Here is a 20241-nt window from a genome sequence, read left to right as displayed (position 1 = left end):
CGTACGGCTTATGGCGTGAGGACGCCGTCCAGGAACGGTTCGATGGCGGTGCGCCAGGCGTCCGGCCGGTCGTAGTGGACGAGGTGCCCGGCGTCCGGGATCTCCGCGTACGCGCCACGGGGCAGGACTCGGACCATCTCCTGGGCCTCGGCGCGGCCCAGTTCGCCGTCGAGGCCGCGGACGACGAGGGCGGGGCAGCGGACCTGGGCCAGCTCCTCCCAGTGCGCGTCGTAGACCCAGGTGGCGCGGGAGGCCAGCATCTGGCGGTGGTCGAACACGGGCCGCCAGCCGTCGGTGGACTCGGCCATCACCTCGGCGTAGAACTCGCCGCGCGAGGGGGTGGGCCGCTCCACCCAGGGATCGTCCTCGCCGAACCACTTCCGTACGTCGGCGAGCGTGGCGAAGGGCAGCGGCCAGGCGTCGAACCAGTCCTCCCACTCCCGCTGGGACGCGGCCCCGAGCGCGGAGGCCCGCATGTCGCAGATGACCACGGCGCGTACGAGGTCGGGGCGGCGGGCGGCGAGCTGCCAGGCGGTGAGCGCGCCCATGGAGTGGCCGATGACGACGGCGGGCGCGAGGCCGAGCTGGACGAGGGCGGCCTCGGCGTCCTGGACGTAGGCCTCGCGGTCGAAGGGGCCTTCGGGAGGTTTCTGGCTCTGGCCGTGGCCGCGCTGGTCGAGCGCCACGGCGCGGTGGCGTTCGGCGAGCCAGCGCGCGGTGGCCGCCCAGTGGGAGGCGCGGCCCATCAGGCCGTGCAGTAACAGCACGCCCGGGGACCGGTCGGCCTCACCCGTCTTGGGAGGGTCGGCGAACTCCCAGGCGGCGAGGCTGACGCCGCCCGCCCCGGTCACGTCGATGCGCCGCACCATAGGCCCTGGCACCCCCTTGTGGTCGCGCTGCAGTGGCGTACCCGCGCACGTTATCGAACTCTTTTTCGAAAGCGCGGCCGTTCCCGGCAACACCCCTCGTTCGAGTGACCTCGCTCAGGGATTGACCGCCGCCGCCGAGGGGAGATCTCCTGCGGGAGCGGACCGCTCGGGGAAATCGGTCCGAAGGGGATGACCCTGGGAGCTCGGGGCTCCGGGTCAGCGCAGGGGAGGACAGGCCCCGGCGCCGCGAGGCGCCGGGGCCCTCTGTATGAAGGGGCCCTGCGTTCACGGGCCCTGGGTGAACGGGCCCTGCGTGAACGGGCCCTTCCTCGACGGGCCCTTCCTGAATGGGGCCTGCGTGAGTCCGGACCGCCTGAGTACGCCGGTGCATCGTCCCGCCCCCTCCCCACCCGCCCTATGCGACAGCGTGGCACGCGAATCGTTGTAGCGCTGCGGTTCCGCACAGTGAATCTCGGATTCGGTAAGAGTTCTCCGAGAGTTCTCAGGTGACGCCGCGACGCCCCAACCTTCCCCGTGGAAACAGGAGTTGACGCGTCGGGGAGTCCGGGGAGTCCGGGGAGTCCGGGGAGTTCGGGGAGTCCGGGGAGTCCGGGGAGTCCGGGGTGCCGGCTCCGCGTCAGCGCTTGGCGACGAACACGTGGGAGGCGATGTCCGCCACCAGCTCCGCGGCCTCGCCGCTGCTGCCCACCAGGACCCCGCCCGGCGACGACGTCACGCTCACCACGGAGCCCGGCTGGATGCCGGCCCGCCGCAGCGTGTACATCAGCTGCGCGTCCGTCTGGATCGGCTCACCGATCCGGCGCACCACGACCGTCTTGCCGTCCGCGCCCGGGTCGAGGTCGGCCAGCGACACCATGCCCTCGTCGAGGAACGGGTCCGCGCCGTCCTTCTCGCCCAGCTCCTCCAGGCCCGGGATCGGGTTCCCGTAAGGCGACTCGGTGGGGTGCCGCAGCAGCTCCAGGACGCGGCGCTCGACCGCCTCGCTCATGACGTGCTCCCAGCGGCAGGCCTCCGCGTGCACCTGCTCCCACTCCAGACCGATGACGTCGACGAGCAGGCACTCGGCGAGGCGGTGCTTGCGCATCACGCGCGTCGCGAGGCGGCGGCCCTCGTCCGTCAGCTCCAGGTGCCGGTCCGTCGCCACCGCGACCAGACCGTCGCGCTCCATGCGTGCCACCGTCTGGCTCACCGTCGGGCCGCTCTGGTCCAGCCGCTCCGCGATCCGGGCGCGCATGGGGACCACACCTTCCTCTTCGAGCTCGAGGATGGTGCGGAGGTACATCTCCGTGGTGTCGATCAGTCCGGACATACGTGCCCCTCGATTAGCTCTGCTAGCTCACCGCTAGCGCGTGCGCTGGCCCTGACCCCAATTCTGACGCATGGCGCTGACAACCGTGCCGCGCCGGGTGAACCGGCCTGTGCGGGGCAGGGACCGTATTGACACGGCGCTGGTCCGGACCGCAACGTGATGCCCGGCATGCGGACAGTGGCAAGGATCTTGGCAAGGACCGTGCCAAGGGACGACGAAGGGGCTCCGCCGATGAGCGACAGCAAGCTGGCCGGTCAGTACCTCGACGCCGCCATCGGCCTGCTGAGGCGGGTGCGCGACGAAGAGAGCCGCAACATCGCGGCGGCCGGCACGCTGCTCGCCGACACGGTCGCCGACGGCGGCCGGCTCTTCGCGTTCGGCGCCGGGCACTCCTCGCTCGCCGCGCAGGACGTCGTCTACCGCGCGGGCGGCCTCGCCCTGATGAACCTGCTGTCCGTACCCGGCGTCGTCGGTGTCGACGTCATGCCCGCGACGCTGGGCTCCGCCCTCGAACGCGTCGACGGGCTCGCGGGCGCCGTCCTCGACACCAGCCCGGCCCGCGCGGGCGACGCCCTCGTGATCATCTCCCTGTCGGGCCGCAACCCCCTGCCCGTCGAGATGGCCATGAACGCGCGCGCACTCGGCCTGCGCGTGATCGGCGTGACGTCCGTCGCGTACGCGCAGGAGACGAAGTCCCGCCATGTGTCGGGGACCTTCCTCAAGGACCACTGCGACATCGTCCTCGACTCCAAGATCGAGGTCGGGGACGCGGAGCTCACCCACGAGACCGTCGACGCCCCCTTCGGACCCGCCTCGACGCTCGTGGCCAGTGCGCTCATGCAGGCCATGATGGCGACCGCCGCCGCCGAGCTCGCCGACCGCGGCATCCAGCCGCCCCTGCTGCGCTCGGGGAACGTGGACGGCGGCCACGAGTGGAACGGCCGCGTCTTCGCCGAGTACGGCGACCGGATCTTCTACCGGCACTGAGCTCCGGCGCTGAGCTCCGGCGCTGAGCTCCGGCGCTGAGCTCCGGCGCTGAGCTCCGGCACTGAGCTCCGGCACTGAGCTCCGGCACTGAGCCCCGGCGCTGAGCTCCGGCACTGACACGCCCCCCGGTGGGCTACCGGTCGAGCACCCGCGCCAGGTCGATCGTCCCCGCGATCCGCGCCGCGACACTCTCCGCGTACGTCGCGTCGGCCCGCTCGAACTGCGTACGGCTCGGCCCCCGCAGGAACGTCACGACGCCCAGCGTGCGCGCCCGGCTGCGCAGCACCGCGCACAGGGCGTGCACCGTGCCCTCCGGCCACTGCCGGGCCTCGGCCCACTCGCGCGTCTTCGCCGCGTCGCGCCCGCTCGCGCTCGCCCGCACCGAACCGATGCGCTCCACGCACTGCAGCGCCGGATGCCCCTCCAGATAGCGCACCGGAAGCGACGTCCGCGACACCAGCAGGCTCGGACCCGGCGCCCCCGACGGCGTGGACGCGGCCCGCGCGAGGCGCACCGGACCCGTCCGGTCCTCGTCGGCACCCCGGCCGTCCTGCTCGTCGCCGACCACCAGGTCGATCAGCGCGTGGTCGGCGAACCCGGCGAGCGCGAAGTCCAGATGGACCGTCGCGGCCTCCGCCGGGTCCTCGCACTCGGCGGCGGCCCGCGCCGCCCGGTGCAGCTGGTTCGCCCGGAACCGCAGCTGCGCCGCCTCCTGCTCCGTCTGCTTGGCGTCGGTGACGTCCTGGAACAGCCAGCCGACGCCCAGTGGGACGGGCTCCTCGGCCAGCGGCGAGGCCAGCCGCACGAAGCCGCTGCGCCAGCACCTGCGTGAGTCGCCCTCAGGAAGCCGCACCGTCACCCACAGCTCGGCGGGCGCGGGCGGCGCGCCCTCGGCGAGGACATGGGCGAGTGCGCTCTCCAGCTCCTCGACGCCCTGCGAGATCAGCTCGCCGAGGGGGCGTCCGAGGAGCGCGGTGCGGCCGGAGCCGAGCGCCCGCGCGGCGTGCACGTTCACGACCGCGGGCCGCAGGTCGGCGTCGACGAGGACGACACCCCACGACGCGTCCTCGAACAGGGCCTCGCTCAGCGCGATCGACCGCTCCAGGTCGATCTGCGTGTGCACCTCGCTGAACGCGCAGTACAGTCCGGCCGGCTTGCCGTCGGGCCCGCGCACCGCTGCGGACTGCGTACGGACCAGGACCCGGCCGCCGTCCTTGGTCAGCAGCGCGAACTCGTGCACCTGCCGGCCCGGCGCCCGCATCGCGGCCATCAGACGCGCCTCGACCTCGTCGGCGTCGGCGCTGCGCACCGCCCAGCCCGAGAACCCGCGCCGTCCCACGGCCTCCGCCGCGGACCAGCCGAGGATCCGCTCGGCCTCCCGGTTCCAATGGGTCACGACCCCGTCGGCGTCGAACGCGCACAGCGCGGCGTCCATACCGTCGAGCAACGCGGCAAGAAGATCGGCCCCGTCCCGCCCGGGCTCGCCGGGCCCCAGCTCGTCGGTGGCCCCACTACGCCGGGAAGCACTCACCTGGCACCCCCTGCAGGCTGTGTCCGCGTGTTCCGCACGTCAGATCATTCAACTCGAACGTGACGCAGCCCACACGGAGTTCGGGGAAATCGTTGTGTCCCGGAGACCCGGGACGAACGTTCCGTCCTTGATCACAGCCTACGACCTCGTGGACGGGCCGAGCGGTACGCCCGTTAATTCGCTTGAAGGCTCCCCGGAGCGTTCTTAGGGTGGAGGTACACAAGAAGGGAGGTGGTTCGGCAGATGTATGAGAACCGGACGCGTGAGGTGACTGCGGGCTAGCAGCCCGGCGTCGCATCTCGATTTCGGCGCCGGACCAGCACGTGAGAGCTGCGTGCAGCCGGCCCCAATCCCCAGCAGTCACCCGACCCGCGAGCCGCCGGTACGTCCGGCCGGCTTCCCCCCGCCTCGTGCGGGAGGAGACCAGGCTCGCGGGTCGTCTGCGTTTACGACCTACGTAGACGACCTTCCGTCAGGTGAAGACGACAGTCCGGCGCCCGTTCAGCAGGATCCGGCGCTCCGCGTGCCACTTCACCGCGCGGGCCAGCGCCTGGCACTCCACGTCGCGGCCGATCGCCACGAGCTGGTCCGGCGTCACGTCGTGGCCGACGCGCTCGACCTCCTGCTCGATGATCGGGCCCTCGTCGAGGTCGGCCGTCACATAGTGCGCGGTCGCGCCGATCAGCTTCACGCCACGCGCGTGTGCCTGGTGGTAGGGCTTGGCGCCCTTGAAGCTCGGCAGGAACGAGTGGTGGATGTTGATGATCCGGCCGCTGAGCTCCTTGCACAGGTCGTCCGAGAGGACCTGCATGTAGCGGGCCAGCACGACCAGTTCGACACCCTCGGTGCGCACGAGCTCCAGGATCCGCGCCTCGGCCTCGGGTTTGTTCTCCTTCGTCACCGGGATGTGGTGGAAGGGGATGTCGTACGAGGCGACGAGCTCGGCGAAGTCCGTGTGGTTGGAGACGACCGCCGCGATGTCCACGGGCAGGGCGCCGATCCGGGCGCGGAACAGCAGGTCGTTCAGGCAGTGGCCGAACTTCGACACCATCAGGACGACGCGCATGCGCTCCGAGGCGCGGTGGATCTGCCAGTCCATGTGGAAGGAGTCGCCGATCGCCGCGAAGCTGGCGCGCAGCTTCTCCGCGGTGACGGGCGCGTCCGCCGAGAAGTGGACCCGCATGAAGAAGAGGCCCGTGTCGTGGTCGCCGAACTGCTGGCTGTCCTCGATGTTGCAGCCGGTCATGAAGAGATAGCTCGACACGGCGTGCACGATGCCCTGCTTGTCGGGGCAGGAGAGCGTCAGGACGTACTGCTCGGCACCGGCGTCGCCGGACGCGGGGGACTGCTCGTTCATCCCGCAAGGGTCCCATACACGCACCCGGCGCCGGCTCCCCGTCCCGCAGGTCGGACGGCGCGGGCCGGGCCGGGCCGCCGCCCGCTCAGGCCGCGCGCGTCATGATCCGCAGAACCTCGAGGGTGCGGGGCACCTCGTCGGGGTCGTCGCCGTCGCTCGAGGCGAGCACCAGGTGCGCGTCCCGCGCGGAACGCACCGCCTCCGGCCACGCCGGGTGGTCGAGATACGCGGACACGGGGGCGTCGGGGCCCACCTGGTGCATGATCCGCAGCACGCGCAGGACGGCGGTGTCGACGAGCTGCGCCTCCTGCGAGTCCCGGAAGATCGTGCCGACGTACTTCTCGGCGGACCAGTTGTCGAGCCAGGTGTCCTCGACGAGGCGGTACACGGCGTCGGTGACGTCCCCGAACCCGTCGACGCCCGCGAGCCAGACGTCCCGCTGGAACGCGGGGTCGGAAAGCATGTGCAGCGCGGAGCGCACATTGCTGCGCCAGCGCCACCACGGCATGTCGTTGAGTGGCATGCCGCCCATGGTGGAGGAGCGACGGCCGCGACGGGAAGACTTCTCCGAGCTTTGCACGGTCATCGATCGTACGTGCCGCTCTCGCCCGCCCGTCCCGCCCCCCGTAATTCACCTCCACGTCACCGCACGTTGACCACAGGTCACTCGCGGGTTAGGGATGCGGCGGAATCGTGCAGGTTCATGACTGGCCGGCGCCGCACCACCACCTCACGCACACCCCGCACCCTCCGCTCCGCTGCACTCTCGGCGGGAGTGTGGGCGGCGTGTGCGTCGCTCGCCGCCGGGTGCGGGATCATCCCCGGAACCACCGGGGGCTCCGGGGACCCCGTCACCGTGATGACCTGGGCGCCCGAGAAGACCCAGGCGACCAACATGCCCGGCATGCCCGCCATGGCACGGGCCTACGCCCGCTGGGTCAACGCCCACGGCGGCATCCACGGCCGCCGGCTGAGGGTCATCACCTGCAACGACGACAACGACACCGTGGGCGCCGCCCGCTGCGCCAGGGACGCCGTCGAGCAGAAGGCCGTGGCCGTCGTCGGCTCCTACAGCCAGTACGCCAGCGACTTCCTCGGCCCCCTGGAGTCGGCGGGCATCCCCTACCTCGGCGGCTACGGCGTCACCGACGAGGAGTTCGCCAGCCCCCTGTCGTACCCGGTCAACGGCGGCCAGCCCGCCCTCATGGCGGGTAACGGACGCCAGCTCGCCGCCGCCGGCTGCACCCGCACCTCCCTGGTACGCCCCGACACCGTCGCCGGCGACCAGCTGCCGCTGCTCCTCGACACGGGCCTGTCCGCGGCCCGCGGCAAGGCGGCCGACATCCGCGCCGCCGAGGACGCCACGGACTACACGGACCAGGCGCGGCAGGCACTGAGCCGGGCCGGCGCCGACCCGACGGCGAAGGGCTGCGTGACGGCGGTGCTCGGGGACCGCACCGACACGTTCTTCGACTCGTTCCGCCGCACCCGCGACGCCTACCCGAAGGTGCGGGTCTCGACGGTCCTCGGCAGCGTCGACCAGACGGTCATCGACCGCTCGGGCGGCAAGTCGGGCGTCTACGAAGGGGCGTACGTCACCGGCTGGTACCCGGTGGCCACCGACAAGCGGTGGGCGAACATGCGCAAGGTCATCAGCGAGCAGGCGTTCGGCGACAACCGGATCGACCCGGCGGACGCGGGCGTGCAGACGACGTGGATCGCGTACACCGTCCTGCAGCAGGTCGTCGAGTCGCTCGGCGACGGCGAGGTGAGCGCGCACTCGGTGCGCAACGCCCTCGACGGCGGCCTGAAGGTGCGCACCGGCGGGCTCACGCCGACGCTCAGCTGGCGCTTCGAGGACATGATCGCGGCCCGCGGCTTCCCGCGGCTCGTCAACGCCGACGTCACCTATCAGGTGGTGCGCGACGGGCGCCTGGTGTCCGCGCGCCGCGGTCTCGTCGACGTGTCGAGGACGCTGGAGGCGACGCCCGAGGGCTGAACCGCCGCCTCCCGGGCGGGCTCGTCCACAGCTCCCCGGCGGGCTCGTCTACAGCTCGAACGGCTTGCGCTGCGGGAGGCTGTACTTCGTCGCGATGGCGTTCCACAGCTTCGCGGCCTGCGTCTTCTGCGTGGAGGCCGTGCCGCTCGCCTGGTCGCCCGCGCGGCGCTGCGGGGTCGGCCTGGCGTGGCCCTTCTTGCAGCCGCCCTTGCCCGCGACCTGGTCGCCCCATGCCGCGTAGTGGCTGTCCGCGGAGGCGGAGGCCTGCCACGCCTTGGTGAGGGCGTCCGTCAGGGCGGCGTTGTTCGGGAGCTTGTCCACGGAGAGCGCGGAGAGCCGGGTGACCAGCGCGGTCCGCTGGGTGGCCGCGCCGCGCAGATCGCTCGCTGCCTTGCCGAGGTTCTTGCAGCCGCCGATGTCGGCGACGGACCTGATCACCGTGGCGCGGCTGTTGTTCGAGTCGGCGAGGAGCTTGTCCAGGGCGACGGCCTGCGACTTGGCGGGGTCGACGGCCGGTGCGGACGACTCGCCCGGCGCGGCGGTCCCGGCGACCGGCTTGGTGTCGTCCGCCTTCTTGTCGCCTCCGCCACCGCTGATGAGGGCGCCCGCGCCGATGCCGACGACGAGGATGCCGACGCCGACGGCGGCGATGAGCGGCACCCTCGAACCGGAGCGGCTCTGGCCCTGGCGGGCGGCGGCCCGGCCGGCCGGCGGCTGGTCGTACGGGGCCTGCGGCTGCGGGGGCTGCGCGGCGGGGTGGGGGGCCTGCGGACCGCCGGCGTGCGGGTCGAAGCGCGGCATCTGCTGCGTCGCGCCGGCCGCGTCAGGGGCGGGCTCGGTGCGGAAGAGGCTGTCGAACTCCGCCGGGGGCTGCCGGTCGCCGGGGGCGCCCGGCCGGATGCCGTAGGGCGCGCTCTGCGGCGCGGACGGCACGGGGGGCATGAACTGCGTGGCCTCGCTGTCGGCACCGGCGGGCGGCATGGGCGCGGCCGCGTAGGGCTGCGGCTGCTGCGCGGGCTGCTGCGGGGGCTGATGAGCGGGCGGCGGCGGGGTCGCGCCGGGGGCGGCCGCGCGGCCCAGGTACTGGGTGGCGTCGGCGGGCACCTCGGGCGGCAGGGCGCCGGGCGCGACCGGGGCTATGTACTGCGTGGCGGCCGCGTCGGCGGCCGGAGCCTGCGGAGGCATGTACTGCGTGGCGTCCGCGCCAGGGTTCTGCGGCGCCATGTACTGCGTCGCGTCCGAGGCGGAGGAGGGAGGCAGCGGGGCCGAGCCGTACGGGGCGGCGCTCGGCGGCAGCGGGGCGGCCGGTGCGCCGGCGGGCGGCAGCGGCGCGGAGTACGGCTGCTGGGGCGCCGCGTGGGCCGGCGGCAGTGGGGCCGCGGCGTACGGTGCGCCCTCGGCGGGCAGCACGGGTGAGGGGGCCGGCGGGGATGAGGGGGGCGGCGTGCCCCACTCGTACGTGGGCATCTGTCCGGCGGCCTGCGCGGACTCGGGGCCCCAGGGCTGACCCCAGGGGCTGCCGCCCGCGGGGGCGACCTGGGACGGGTCGCCGAAGGTGCCCGGCAGCAAGGGCTCGCTGCCGTCGGCGGGCAGCACGACACCTTCGTGCGCTTGCCGCACCGAGGGAAGGTGCGGATCCTCGCCCTGTCCGCTCTGCTGCGTCACCGGGACTCCTACGAATGGGGGACCTTCGGAATCGTCGGCTCACGCTACCGGGTCCCCGCACACCAGTGCCACGCAGCTCAAGGCCCCACGTCTTCCCTGCCCCTCCAAGTAACAGAACTGCCCTGCGAAACGCTGATAAGCCCCCCACGCCCGGCAGGTTGAGGCGTGCGTCACAGAACCATCACGTGTACGCCCCCAGCACCCTCTCCCGCCCCCCTCGCCCCGCCCTCACGCCGCCTGGAGATCGAGGCGGGCGCCGAACTCCCGCACCACGGGCTCGTCCCGGTACGGCTCGAGCCGCTGCCGGAAGTCGTCCAGATACTCCGCGCCCCGGTTGGACCGCAGCGTGCCGAGGAGTTCCACCGCGCGCGTCCCCGTCCGGCAGGCCTGCTCGACCTCGCGCTGCTGCACGTGCGCCGTGGCGAGGAGCACGAGACCGATGGCCCGGCGCCGCGCCCGGGTCTCGGGATGCCCGGCCAGGGACGCCTCCGCCTGCCGGCGCGCCGCCTCCGCCTGCCCCAGATCGCGGTAGCAGTGCGCCAGTTCGTCGGCGAGGTACGCGGCGTCGAAGTGCGCGATCCAGGCCGGGTCGTCGCCCGAGTCCGCCGAGGCGCGCTCCAGGGCGTCGAGCGCGCTGCCCGCCACCGCCTGCGTCGTCCGCGCGTCCCCGAGCAGGGCGTGGCCGCGCGCCTCGGCCGCGTAGAACATCGCCTCCGCGCGCGGGGTCACCCGGCCGCGCGCCCCCTCCTGCGCCGCGCGTGCCAACTGCGCGATCTCGCGCGGGTTGCCGAGCTGCGCCGCCAGGTGGCTCATGGAGGCGGCCAGCACGTATCCGCCGTACCCGCGGTCCCCGGCGGCCTGGGCGAGGCGCAGCGACTGGATGTAGTACCGCTGGGCGAGGCCCGGTTGTCCCGTGTCGACGGCCATGTAGCCGGCCAGCTCCGTCAACCGGGCGACCGCGGCGAACAGTTCACGCCCCACGGCCTCCCGGTACGAGCCGGCGAGCAGCCCCGACACCACACTGTTCAGGTAGTGGACGACGACCGGCCGCACGTGCCCGCTGCCGTACTGGTGGTCAAGATCCGTCAGCGCCTGCGTCATCGCCCGCACGGCCGTCACGTCCGACACCCCGACCCGCGGCCCCGCAGAGCGCGCGACCTGGGAGTCGGGTACGGAGATCAGCCAGTCGCGGCTCGGCTCGACAAGGGCGGACGAGGCCACGGACGAGCCGGACAGGAAGTCCCGGCGTCCCACGTCGCTGCGCCACAGCTCACACACCTGCTCGATGGCGCCGAGGACCGTCGGCGAGAACTGGAGGCCCACGCCCGAGGCGAGGTTCTTGCCGTTGGCCATGCCGATCTCGTCGATCGTGACCGTGCGGCCGAGCTTGCGGCCGATGGCCTCGGCGATGATGCCCGGCGCCCGGCCGCGCGGCTGCTGCCCGCGCAGCCAGCGCGCCACGGACGTCTTGTCGTAGCGCAGGTCGAGTCCGTGCTCCGAGCCGCACATGTTGACCCGGCGGGCCAGGCCGGCGTTCGAGCAGCCCGCCTCCTGGATGAGTGCCTGCAGCCGTTCGTTGGGCTGTCGCGCGACGAGAGGCCTTGCGGCCATGGCTACCCCCTGTGTGCACCGTGGACCATCGGGCGGCCCGAGCGGGGCCGGCCCTGAGGTGATCAATGCCCTGAGACCAAACGGAAGATGCGTCACAAAGGGGGCAGACCGCAGCACGAGCCCCCGGAACGCCGGTCGACGGACGCCGCCCCCACCCGGTCCTCCGCCCTGGCTACCCCCCTCCCGAGGCCTTTCCTCCCGCGCGCCCCCGCCCATGCATCCATGCGCCCCACGTGCAGGATCGGTGCTGCTGACCCCCGCGCGCGTACGCCCGTAACCCCGGGTGGCGGCGGGAGTTGAGAACGTCGTGGAAGAGACCATCGGAGTCACCTCGGCAGTCACCTCGCCCGCCCAGATCCCCAAGCAGCGCGGAGAGTCCCTCCTTGACGCGGCCGTGCGCTACGCGGAGGAACGCCACTGGGACGTGTTCCCCGGCACCTGGCTGGAGGTCGACGACGGCAGGCAGCACTGCTCCTGCGGCGACGCCGGGTGCGCGGCCCCCGGCGCGCACCCGGCGCGCGAGGACTGGGCGAACCAGGCGACGGGGAGCGCGACCGCCGCCCGCCGGCTGTGGTCCAAGCAGCCCACCGCCTCGATCCTGCTCCCGACGGGGCGCACCTTCGACGCGATCGACGTGCCCGAGACGGCCGGCTTCCTGGCCCTCGCCCGCATGGAGCGCATGGAACTCACCCTCGGCCCGGTCACCTGCACCCCCGACCGCCGGATGCAGTTCTTCGTCCTGCCGGGCGCCGCGTCCAAGGTCCCCGACCTCGTCCGCAAGCTGGGCTGGCCGCCCGCCTCGCTCGACCTGGACGCGCTCGGCGAGGGCGCCTACGTCGCCGCGCCGCCCACCCGCTTCGGGGGCCGGGGCGCCGTCCAGTGGGCCTGCCGCCCCACCGCAGCCAACCGCTGGCTCCCCGACGCGGAGGAACTCATCTCCCCCCTGGCCTACGCGTGCGGCCGGGAAGGGCGCCGCTAAAGCCCCTCGCGCCCCGCGCGGACACGTATCGTGCGGGAACGGGTGACGGCGGCGAGGGACGGCGGGGCACAGTGACCGAGGTGGAGACGGGGGCCGGGACGCCGGCCGTACGCGTGCAGGACCTCTGGAAGGCGTTCGGGCCGAGCGTCGCCGTCGCGGGCATCGATCTGACGCTGCCCGCGGGCAAGTTCATCGGCCTGGTCGGCCCGAACGGCGCGGGCAAGACGACGACCCTCTCCATGGTCACCGGCCTGCTGCGGCCCGACCGCGGCACCGTCGAGGTCGTCGGCCGCGACGTTTGGCGCGACCCCGTCGAGGTCAAGTCCCGCATCGGCGTACTCCCCGAGGGCCTGCGCCTGTTCGAGCGGCTCTCGGGGCGCGAACTACTGGCGTACACGGGCAGGCTGCGCGGCCTGCCCGGCGACGAGGTCGACAAACGCGCCGCCCAGCTCCTCGACGTACTCGACCTCGCCGGGGCGCAGCACAAACTCGTCGTCGACTACTCGACCGGCATGCGCAAGAAGATCGGCCTGGCAGCGGCCCTCCTCCACAACCCCGAAGTCCTGTTCCTGGACGAGCCGTTCGAGGGCGTCGACCCGGTGTCCGCGCAGACCATCCGCGGGGTCCTGGAGCGGTACACGCGCTCCGGCGCGACCGTCGTCTTCTCCTCGCACGTCATGGAACTGGTCGAGTCCCTCTGCGACTGGGTCGCCGTCATCGCCGCGGGCCGCATCCGCGCCCAGGGCACCCTCGCCGACGTACGAGGCGACGCGCCCTCCCTCCAGCAGGCGTTCCTCGAGCTGGTAGGCGCGAACGGCCGCGACATGGCATCGGACCTGGACTGGCTCGGGGGCGCCAGGTGACCACGACGACCGCCACCCTCGTCCGCCTCAAACTGTCGCTCCTGCGCAACGGCCTGCGTGGCTCCAAGGGCCGCCGCGCCGCGTACGTCACCACACTCATCGTCGTACTCCTGGTAGCCGCCCTCCAACTCCTCGGCCTGATCGCGCTGCGCGGCAACGCCCACGCGGCGACGCTCTCCGTGATCCTCACCGCCGTACTGGCCCTCGGCTGGGCGGTGATGCCGCTCTTCTTCCCTTCCGGCGACGAGACCCTCGACCCGACCCGCCTGGTCATGCTCCCGCTGCGGCCACAGCCGCTAGTGCGAGGCCTGCTCGTCGCGTCCCTCGTCGGAATCGGCCCCCTCTTCACCCTCTGCCTGGCCGTCGGCGCGGTCATCTCCCTCGCGCACGGCGCGGCGGCATGCGTCACCGCCGTCCTGGCCGTCGCGCTCGCGCTCCTCACCTGCGTGGCCCTGGCCCGCGCCGTGGCCGCCGCCAACATCCGGCTGCTCACCAGCCGCAAGGGCCGCGACCTCGCCGTCCTCAGCGGCCTGGTGATCGCCATCGGCGCACAGGTGGTCAACTTCGGGGCGCGCACGCTCGGTTCGTCCGGCTTCGGGGCACTGGACCCAGCAGGTGACGTACTGAGCTGGATCCCCCCGGCATCCGCGATCGGCGCCGTCGACGCGGTCAGCCACGGCGCCTACGCAGCCGGCACGGCCCGCCTGGCCCTCTGCGCGGCGGCCCTCGCCGCACTCCTCCACACCTGGCAGCGCACTCTCACCCGCCTCATGACGTCCCCCGACGGCTCCACGCTCCAGGCGGCCGAACCCACCCGCACCAAGCGCACGTCCCGGGGCCCCCGTCTCCTGCCCGCCGGCCGCACGGGCACGGTCATGGAGCGCTCCCTGCGCTACGTGTGGCGCGACCCGAAGACGAAGGCGGCCTGGGTGACCTCGCTAGCCATCGGCCTCATCGTCCCAGTCTTCAACGCCCTCCAGGGCACCGGCTCCATCTACTTCGCGTGCTTCGCGGCCGGGATGCTCGGAATCCAGATGTACAACCAGTTCGGGCAGGACACGTCGGCGTTCTGGATGGTCGCCATGACGATCTCCTCGCCGCGCGACGCCTACGTCGAACTGCGCGGCCGCGCCCTCGCTCTCCTGACGATCACCCTGCCGTACGCGACGCTGGTCACCGTCGTCACGACGGCGATGCTCGGCGACTGGCGGGCCCTGCCCGAGGTACTCGGCCTGTCCTTCGCGCTCCTCGGCGCGATGCTCGCGACGGGCGCGTGGTCGTCGGCGCGCTTTCCCTACTCGATCCCGCAGGAGGGCTACAAGAACGTGGCCCCCGGTCAGGCAGGCCTGGCCTGGATCTCGATCTTCGGCGGAATGGTGGCGGCGGCCCTGCTGTGCGCCCCGGTCATCGCGTTCACGATCTGGCTGCACGTCTCGGACGAGTCCTCCGCGACCTGGCTCCTGCTCCCCCTGGGCACGACGTACGGAGCGGCCCTCACCCTGGCGGGCCTACGCCTGGCGGCCCCCCGCACGGCCACCCGCCTCCCAGAAATCCTGACAGCGGTAAGCAAGGGCTAGCGCCACCGCCGATCAGCCAAGTACGAAGCGGCCCGTACAGGACTGCGCCCCGGCGATCAGGCGCGTACGAATCACAAGGCCCCGCGCAGGCAAGGCGCACAGGCCCCCACGGCGATCAGGCGCGTACGAATCACAAGGCCCCGCGCAGGAAGGCGCGCGGGCCCCCGGCGATCAGGCGCGTACGAGACGGGAGGGGCCGTGGCGGGATGTGCGCGCGGAGCCACCAGCACCACGCGCAGGCGGCATGGTCTCGCGGAACGATCCCCCATAGAACAGCGAGCACGTACATCCCGCCGCGGCCCCGCACCAGCCCCCGACCCCGGCGCCTGCCCCCGAGCCCGCGCCGGCCCTCGCCCCCGAGCCTGCCCACCGGGCTGCCCCGCACCGCCCCCACACCCCCCGCGCTCACGGCCACACATGGATGCCCCCCCGCCCGGAGGGCCCCGTCACATCCGGCTGAGCGCAGCGGTGGCGTACAGGACGTCATGGATCGCCTCGCGGTCACCGTCCTGCCCCGCGGCCGCCTCCTCCGGGGTGACGTGACCGGCGGCAAGCCGGCAGAACTCCGCGCCGTCCAGGGCCACATGGGCCACCTCGTGCGCGGCGGAGCCGACGGCGCCGGGGGAGTCCAGAGCGATCAGCCACTGGCCGCCACCCGCCCCCTCGACCTCCAGACGCAGGGTGCGCCCCGGCGCGCCCGCGGCGACGAGCCCACGGGCCGGCGCGGCGAGACCGGCACGGCGACGGCCGGCGAGGGAGCCGGGCAGCAGCCGGGCCGCCAGGTCGATCATGCGGTTCAGATGGCGGGGCGACGGCGCCTCGTACGGATAGTCGACGGCCTCGGCGATGTCCTCGGCGTGCACCCAGCACTCGAAGGCACGGTCCAGCATCGCGTCCCGCAACGGAAGGGTGAAGTCCCCGTAGGAGACGGGGAGCTGACCCGAGGGCCGGTCCTTGCGCCCGGCGGAGCCACTCGCGTCCGCGGCGAAGGACACCGTGCGGATCACGGCGTGCGACTGGTCGCGCCAGGGGCCGCGGACCGCGCGGGTGGGCGGGAAGTGGGAGGCGCGCCAGAATGACTCCGTGCGGCTCTCCGGGGTACGGCGGTCCTCGGGAGCCATGCCGAACAGCGGGTCGTCGAGGCCGAGGGCGACGGCGACCAGTCCGTCCACGCTCATCAGGTGCGTGAGGACGCCGGCGACGGTCGTCTTGCGGCTGACCCGGTCGTCGCCCTCGTACCAGCGGAGCCGGACGGGGGCGTGCCACTCGGAGTCGCCGATGTCCTGGAGCAGGGCGTCGAGACGGGCGGCCTCCGCGTCGTAGGCGACGGCCCAGTCGGGGACCGGGATGCGGGGCGGGCGGCGGGTGAGGCAGCCCTCCAGGACGCGGGCGCGCAGCAGCGGGTCGAGGTCGAGGCTCTCCTCGGCGTGCAGCAGGCTCACGGCGTCCCGCAGCCGCAGGGCCTCCTCGGCGCAGGGGCCGCAGTCACCGAGATGGTCCTCCACGGCGAAGCTCTCCTCGGCCGAGCACGCGGCGAGCGCCCACGCGCCGAGGAGCGACTTGAGGACGCGATGGTCCAGGACGAGCGGCTCGGGCACATGGTCGGGCAGGGGCCGCCCGGTGTCCTCGACGGACGAACGGGGCGTGGGTATGCGCGCGTTCGCACCGCCGGCGTTCGTACCGCCGGTGCCCGCGCCGGGACCGGCACCCGCGGCGGTCTCGAAGATGTCCGGCTCCTCGGAGTCGTCCGGGTTGCTGAAGGGAGAGGGCCCGCTCACAGTGCCCTCCCGTATCCCGGAGGCCCCGGAGGGGTGCCGGACGCGCCCGCGTCGTGGGCGGTGGAGAGCAGCTGCAGGCCGAGGCGCAGGCGGCGGCGCGCCTCGTCCTCGGTGACGCCGAGATCGACCGCTGTCTGGCGGTAGTCCCGGCGCTGGAAGTAGGCCAGTTCGAGCGCGGCCCGCAGCGGGGCGGGCATCGCCGTGACGATGTAGTCCGCGCGGGCGGCGGCGGAGGCGTGCCGCACCTTGCGCTCCAGGTCCTCCGTGGTGCCCTGCCCGCTGCGGACGAGCGCGGCGGACTCGGTCTGGCGCAGGCGCTGGACCGCGCGCCCGTGCGTCAGCGTGGCGATCCAGGAGCGCAGCGGCCCCTGCTTGGGGTCGTACGCCTCGGGGTTCTCCCAGACATGGGTGAAGACGTCGCGGGTGATGCGGTCGGCCGCGTCCTCGTCGCCGAGGACGCGGTGCGCGAGCCCGTGCACGAGGGACGCGAAGCGGTCGTACAGCTCGCCGAGCGCGGCCGCTTCCCCGTGCGCGAGCCGCTGCTGCATCCTCCGGTCCCACCGGGTCGGAGTTTCCTTGGCCATGCGGCCCCCTCACCGTGTGCTTCCCCTCGAATGTAGTCGGAGCCGCCGACAACGCACGTGCCTTTGCCGCAAAGGTGGACCTGGCCGGATGCGGATGGTAAGGGCTTGGTCACGTTGCGCGGGCCTTCGGCGTCGAAGGGGACCCAAAATCAGATCACTTGGGTCTTAACCCGCCTATATGTGATACGTCTGCAGTGGTGTTTCAGCGTCTCGCGGCCGGGCAGCCGCGAGAGAGGACAAACGTAAGCAGGGGTTCCGGATCGGCGAGAGGCGTGGCGCGTGACGCTCAGAGTGACCGAGGGACAGCAGGATGGCTGGGCCGTCGTGCGGGTGTCGGGCGAGATGGACATCGCCACCTCTCCCGCGCTGCGCCAGCGGGTGCACGACGCGGTCGCGGACGGCCGGCGCAGCCTCGTCCTCGATCTCTCGCAGGTCCTCTTCTGCGATTCGAGCGGGGTCGGCGTGCTGATCGCCGCACGCCGGCTGATGCGGTCGTGCCGGGGTGAGCTCCGGCTGATCCTGCCGGCCAAAGGAGCCGAGGACGGCTCGCACGTGAACCGGGTCCTGTCGGCGCTCGGCGTCCGCCGCCTCTTCGAGGTGTACCCGGACGTCCTCACGGCAGTGAACGACGAGGCGTCCCCCCTCTCCGCCTGACCGGCGAAGCCCCGCCCGTCCTGCCCGCGAGGAAGACCCGACCCCCGTACAGAGCAAGACCCACCCCCCCCACACATCCGACGCCCCCGGCGCGCGGGCGCGGAAGTTGTCGCGGAATTCCCCCGGTCTTGGCACAAGCGTTGCTGTCAGGGCACCCGGCGCCCCTCCACGACGTACGCTCGCTGCCACAGAGCGCGTACACGTACGCGTACACGTAACCGAACCGCGGAATCGAGGCGGCCCGAAAACCATGGACAGTGCCGATTACGAGCGCAGGATCGCGGCCCGTTTCGCCACCTTCGACCAGGACGGCAACGGCTACATCTCCCGTGAGGACTTCAGCACGGCGGCCGCCGCGCTGCTCGCCGAGTTCGGTGTGAAGGCGCGCTGCGAGAAGGGGCAGGCCCTGTACATCGGGGCCGAGGCGTTCTGGCAGGGGATGGCCGGGATCGCCGACCGGGACGGCGACCAGCGCATCACCCGGGACGAGTTCGTGGGCGGCGCGGTCAAGCGCCTGGCCGACAATCCGGGGCGGTTCGCCGAGATCGCCCGCCCCTTCCTCGACGCCGCGATCGCCGTGGCGGACGCCGACGGGGACGGCGCGGTCACCCCGGGCGAGACCGAGCGCGTCCTCAGGGCGCTCGGCGTGCCCCCGGACATCGCGAACGCGTCGGCCGCCGCGCTCGACGCGGACGGCGACGGCCGCATCGCGGAGCCGGACATCGTGGCGGCCTTCGCCACGTACTTCACCGTCCCCGAGTAACGCGCGCGCACACCGCTCACGCCGAATACCGCTCCCGCAGCTTGTACTTGAGCACCTTGCGCAGGGTGTCGTTGCGCGGAAGGGCGTCCACCAGCTCCAGCTGTTCCGGCAGCTTGTACGTGGACAGCCCTTCCGCCCGCAGGTGGGACGCCATCGCCTCCAGCGTCAGCGGCTCCGTGCCGTCGCGCTGGACGACGACCGCGCACACGCGCTCGCCCCGCTCCGGATCCGGCAGCCCCACGACCGCCGCGTCACCGACGGCGGGGTGCGCGTGCAGCAGGTCCTCGATCTCCTTGGCGGAGATGTTCTCGCCCTTGCGGATGATGATGTCCTTGGCCCGCCCGGTGAGCACCAGATGCCCGGTCTCCCGTACGTGTCCCAGGTCGCCGGTGACGAGGAACCCGTCGTCGTCGAACGCGGCCGCCGACTGCACGGGGTCCAGATAGCCCTGGCAGACGGCCTCCCCGCGCAGCCTGACCTCGCCGTCCACGCCGTACGGGAGCTGCTTGCCGTCGGCATCGGTGATGCGGATCTCCATGCCCTCGGGGGGCCGCCCCTCCGTCGTCGCCAGGTTCTCGCTCGTGTCGTCGGGGGCGCCCATCGTGATCATGGGGACCTCGGTCATGCCGTAGCCATGGGTGAGCTGACAGCCCATCTCGCGCACGACCGAGTGATAGATCTCGGGCGGCTTGGGCGCACCGCCGCCCGCGAGCAGCCGAAGCGTCGGGATGAGTTTCTCCTCGGGCGCCTTGCGCTGCTCGGTCAGGAACATGGAGTAGAACGCGGTGGAGCCGCCCGCGACGGTCACGCCGTGCCGCCGGTAGCCGTCGAGCGCGTCCGGCAGCGCGAACTGCTCGAACATCACCGCGGGGAACCCGTACAGGAGCAGCATGACCGTGTAGTCGGGGCCCGCGATGTGCGCGAAGGGGAACGCCATCGAGCCGACGTCGGCCGACGACAGGTGCAGGGCGTGCGCGAGGCAGGAGCCGCCGGCGATCAGTGAGCGGTCGGTGTGGAGGACGCCCTTGGGGTCGGAGGTCGTGCCGGAGGTCCAGTAGATCCAGCGCACGGACGTGCCGTCGGAGGGCGGTGGCGGCAGGACGGACGGGTCGCCGTCGGGCAGTTCGTCGTACGCCTCGAAGACGCCGCGCGCGCCGAGGCGGCGGGCCATCTCGGTGTGGTCGAAGCCGCGCCACACGCCCGGTGTCGCGAAGAACTCGGCCTTCGACTCGCGCAGCGCGAAGCCGACCTCGCGGTCCCGGTAGAAGGGGATGACGGGGGACTGGACGGCGCCGATCCGGGCGAGGGCGAAGGAGAGCAGCGCGGTCTCGATGCGGGTGGGCAGCTGCCAGGCGACGACCGTGCCGGGGCGTACGCCCATGTCGTACAGGCCCGCCGCGACCCGTTCGCCGCGGGTGCGCAGCTCGCCGAAGGTCAGGCGCCGGTCGTCGGCCGGGTCGGGGGCGGACTGGATCAGGACCGGGGTGTCGGGTGTGAGGGCGGCGCGGCGTTCGATCAGTTCCCAGAGCGTCGCGCTCGCGCCCAGGGCGTGTGCGGTGTCGTTCACGGTGCTCCCCCTCGAAACGGGCGACCCGACCTGACGGATAGTCAGATCGTGGGCAGAGCGTAGAGCGCTGCGCCTTGTCGGTCCAGGGGTGCGCAGCTAGCCTGCTATCTGACGACCCATCAGAAAC

General features: G+C 72.8%; 17 protein-coding genes. 7 read left to right on the top strand and 10 right to left on the bottom strand.

The genetic code is table 11. From position 1 onward, the window contains the following. Nucleotides 1-8: 8 nt before the first annotated feature. Together EOT10_RS25580 and EOT10_RS25575 are read right to left on the bottom strand one after the other, a co-directional pair. Nucleotides 9-869: an alpha/beta fold hydrolase gene (locus tag EOT10_RS25580; protein WP_127830678.1), complete on the bottom strand. Its 861-nt coding sequence runs from the start codon at nucleotides 867-869 to the stop codon at nucleotides 9-11. 637 nt (nucleotides 870-1506) lie between these two features. Next, on the bottom strand, nucleotides 1507-2199 hold the full coding sequence (locus tag EOT10_RS25575) for an iron-dependent transcriptional repressor DtxR (protein WP_127830677.1): 693 nt from the start codon (nucleotides 2197-2199) through the stop codon (nucleotides 1507-1509). Nucleotides 2200-2430: 231 nt separating this feature from the next. On the opposite strand from EOT10_RS25575, the gene EOT10_RS25570 reads away from it, so the two are divergent. Next, entirely contained in the window at nucleotides 2431-3186 is a 756-nt protein-coding gene (locus EOT10_RS25570; RefSeq protein WP_127830676.1) for an SIS domain-containing protein, read from the top strand. A 133-nt stretch (nucleotides 3187-3319) separates the two neighbouring features. Here EOT10_RS25570 and EOT10_RS25565 read toward each other — a convergent pair whose 3' ends face one another. From EOT10_RS25565 to EOT10_RS25555, 3 genes are all read right to left on the bottom strand, one after another. Then, complete coding sequence (locus EOT10_RS25565; RefSeq protein ID WP_127830675.1) at nucleotides 3320-4717, bottom strand: PAS domain-containing protein; 1398 nt, start codon at nucleotides 4715-4717, stop codon at nucleotides 3320-3322. 472 nt (nucleotides 4718-5189) lie between these two features. Further along, the gene (gene purU / locus EOT10_RS25560) at nucleotides 5190-6074 is read right to left on the bottom strand and encodes a formyltetrahydrofolate deformylase (protein WP_127830674.1); all 885 of its coding nucleotides are present in this window, start codon (nucleotides 6072-6074) and stop codon (nucleotides 5190-5192) included. An 85-nt stretch (nucleotides 6075-6159) separates the two neighbouring features. Then, nucleotides 6160-6660, bottom strand: a complete 501-nt coding sequence (locus EOT10_RS25555; RefSeq protein ID WP_127830673.1) for an SCO4402 family protein — start codon at nucleotides 6658-6660, stop codon at nucleotides 6160-6162. Between the two features lie 117 nt (nucleotides 6661-6777). Between EOT10_RS25555 and EOT10_RS25550 the strand changes: the two genes are divergently transcribed. Next, nucleotides 6778-8073: an ABC transporter substrate-binding protein gene (locus EOT10_RS25550; protein WP_127830672.1), complete on the top strand. Its 1296-nt coding sequence runs from the start codon at nucleotides 6778-6780 to the stop codon at nucleotides 8071-8073. 48 nt (nucleotides 8074-8121) lie between these two features. Here the strand turns inward: EOT10_RS25550 and EOT10_RS25545 are convergent, their stop codons facing one another. Together EOT10_RS25545 and EOT10_RS25540 are read right to left on the bottom strand one after the other, a co-directional pair. Beyond that, the gene (locus tag EOT10_RS25545) at nucleotides 8122-9738 is read right to left on the bottom strand and encodes a hypothetical protein (RefSeq protein ID WP_127830671.1); all 1617 of its coding nucleotides are present in this window, start codon (nucleotides 9736-9738) and stop codon (nucleotides 8122-8124) included. A gap of 228 nt (nucleotides 9739-9966) precedes the next feature. Beyond that, entirely contained in the window at nucleotides 9967-11349 is a 1383-nt protein-coding gene (locus EOT10_RS25540; RefSeq protein ID WP_127830670.1) for an NsdA family TPR-like regulatory protein, read from the bottom strand. Between the two features lie 307 nt (nucleotides 11350-11656). Here EOT10_RS25540 and EOT10_RS25535 point away from each other — a divergent pair, with 307 nt between their 5' ends. From EOT10_RS25535 to EOT10_RS25525, 3 genes are all read left to right on the top strand, one after another. Then, entirely contained in the window at nucleotides 11657-12328 is a 672-nt protein-coding gene (locus EOT10_RS25535; RefSeq protein WP_127830669.1) for a bifunctional DNA primase/polymerase, read from the top strand. Between the two features lie 71 nt (nucleotides 12329-12399). Beyond that, nucleotides 12400-13191: an ABC transporter ATP-binding protein gene (locus tag EOT10_RS25530; RefSeq protein WP_223281188.1), complete on the top strand. Its 792-nt coding sequence runs from the start codon at nucleotides 12400-12402 to the stop codon at nucleotides 13189-13191. After that, nucleotides 13188-14768 carry a transporter gene (locus tag EOT10_RS25525; protein ID WP_127830668.1) on the top strand — a complete coding sequence of 527 codons (1581 nt, stop codon included), beginning with the start codon at nucleotides 13188-13190 and terminating at the stop codon, nucleotides 14766-14768. The genes EOT10_RS25530 and EOT10_RS25525 overlap by 4 nt, the downstream gene beginning before the upstream one ends. A gap of 446 nt (nucleotides 14769-15214) precedes the next feature. Here EOT10_RS25525 and EOT10_RS25520 read toward each other — a convergent pair whose 3' ends face one another. Further along, nucleotides 15215-16546, bottom strand: coding sequence for a maleylpyruvate isomerase mycothiol-dependent enzyme family protein (locus EOT10_RS25520; RefSeq protein WP_127830667.1), 1332 nt, complete (start codon nucleotides 16544-16546; stop codon nucleotides 15215-15217). Then, entirely contained in the window at nucleotides 16543-17130 is a 588-nt protein-coding gene (locus EOT10_RS25515; RefSeq protein WP_127830666.1) for a sigma-70 family RNA polymerase sigma factor, read from the bottom strand. The genes EOT10_RS25520 and EOT10_RS25515 overlap by 4 nt, the downstream gene beginning before the upstream one ends. A 279-nt stretch (nucleotides 17131-17409) precedes the next feature. Between EOT10_RS25515 and EOT10_RS25510 the strand changes: the two genes are divergently transcribed. Beyond that, nucleotides 17410-17784: an STAS domain-containing protein gene (locus EOT10_RS25510; RefSeq protein ID WP_127830665.1), complete on the top strand. Its 375-nt coding sequence runs from the start codon at nucleotides 17410-17412 to the stop codon at nucleotides 17782-17784. Nucleotides 17785-18034: 250 nt separating this feature from the next. After that, the gene (locus EOT10_RS25505) at nucleotides 18035-18547 is read left to right on the top strand and encodes an EF-hand domain-containing protein (RefSeq protein WP_127830664.1); all 513 of its coding nucleotides are present in this window, start codon (nucleotides 18035-18037) and stop codon (nucleotides 18545-18547) included. 16 nt (nucleotides 18548-18563) lie between these two features. Here the strand turns inward: EOT10_RS25505 and EOT10_RS25500 are convergent, their stop codons facing one another. After that, nucleotides 18564-20114 (bottom strand): class I adenylate-forming enzyme family protein, encoded by a 1551-nt coding sequence (locus tag EOT10_RS25500; protein ID WP_127830663.1) that lies wholly within the window; start codon nucleotides 20112-20114, stop codon nucleotides 18564-18566. Between the last annotated feature and the right edge of the window lie 127 nt (nucleotides 20115-20241).

Origin of the sequence: Streptomyces antnestii (assembly GCF_004005495.1) — a bacterium.
Lineage (GTDB): Bacteria > Actinomycetota > Actinomycetes > Streptomycetales > Streptomycetaceae > Streptomyces > Streptomyces antnestii.
Note: the sequence above shows the minus strand (reverse complement) of the source record. Positions and strands in the feature narration are given on the sequence as shown.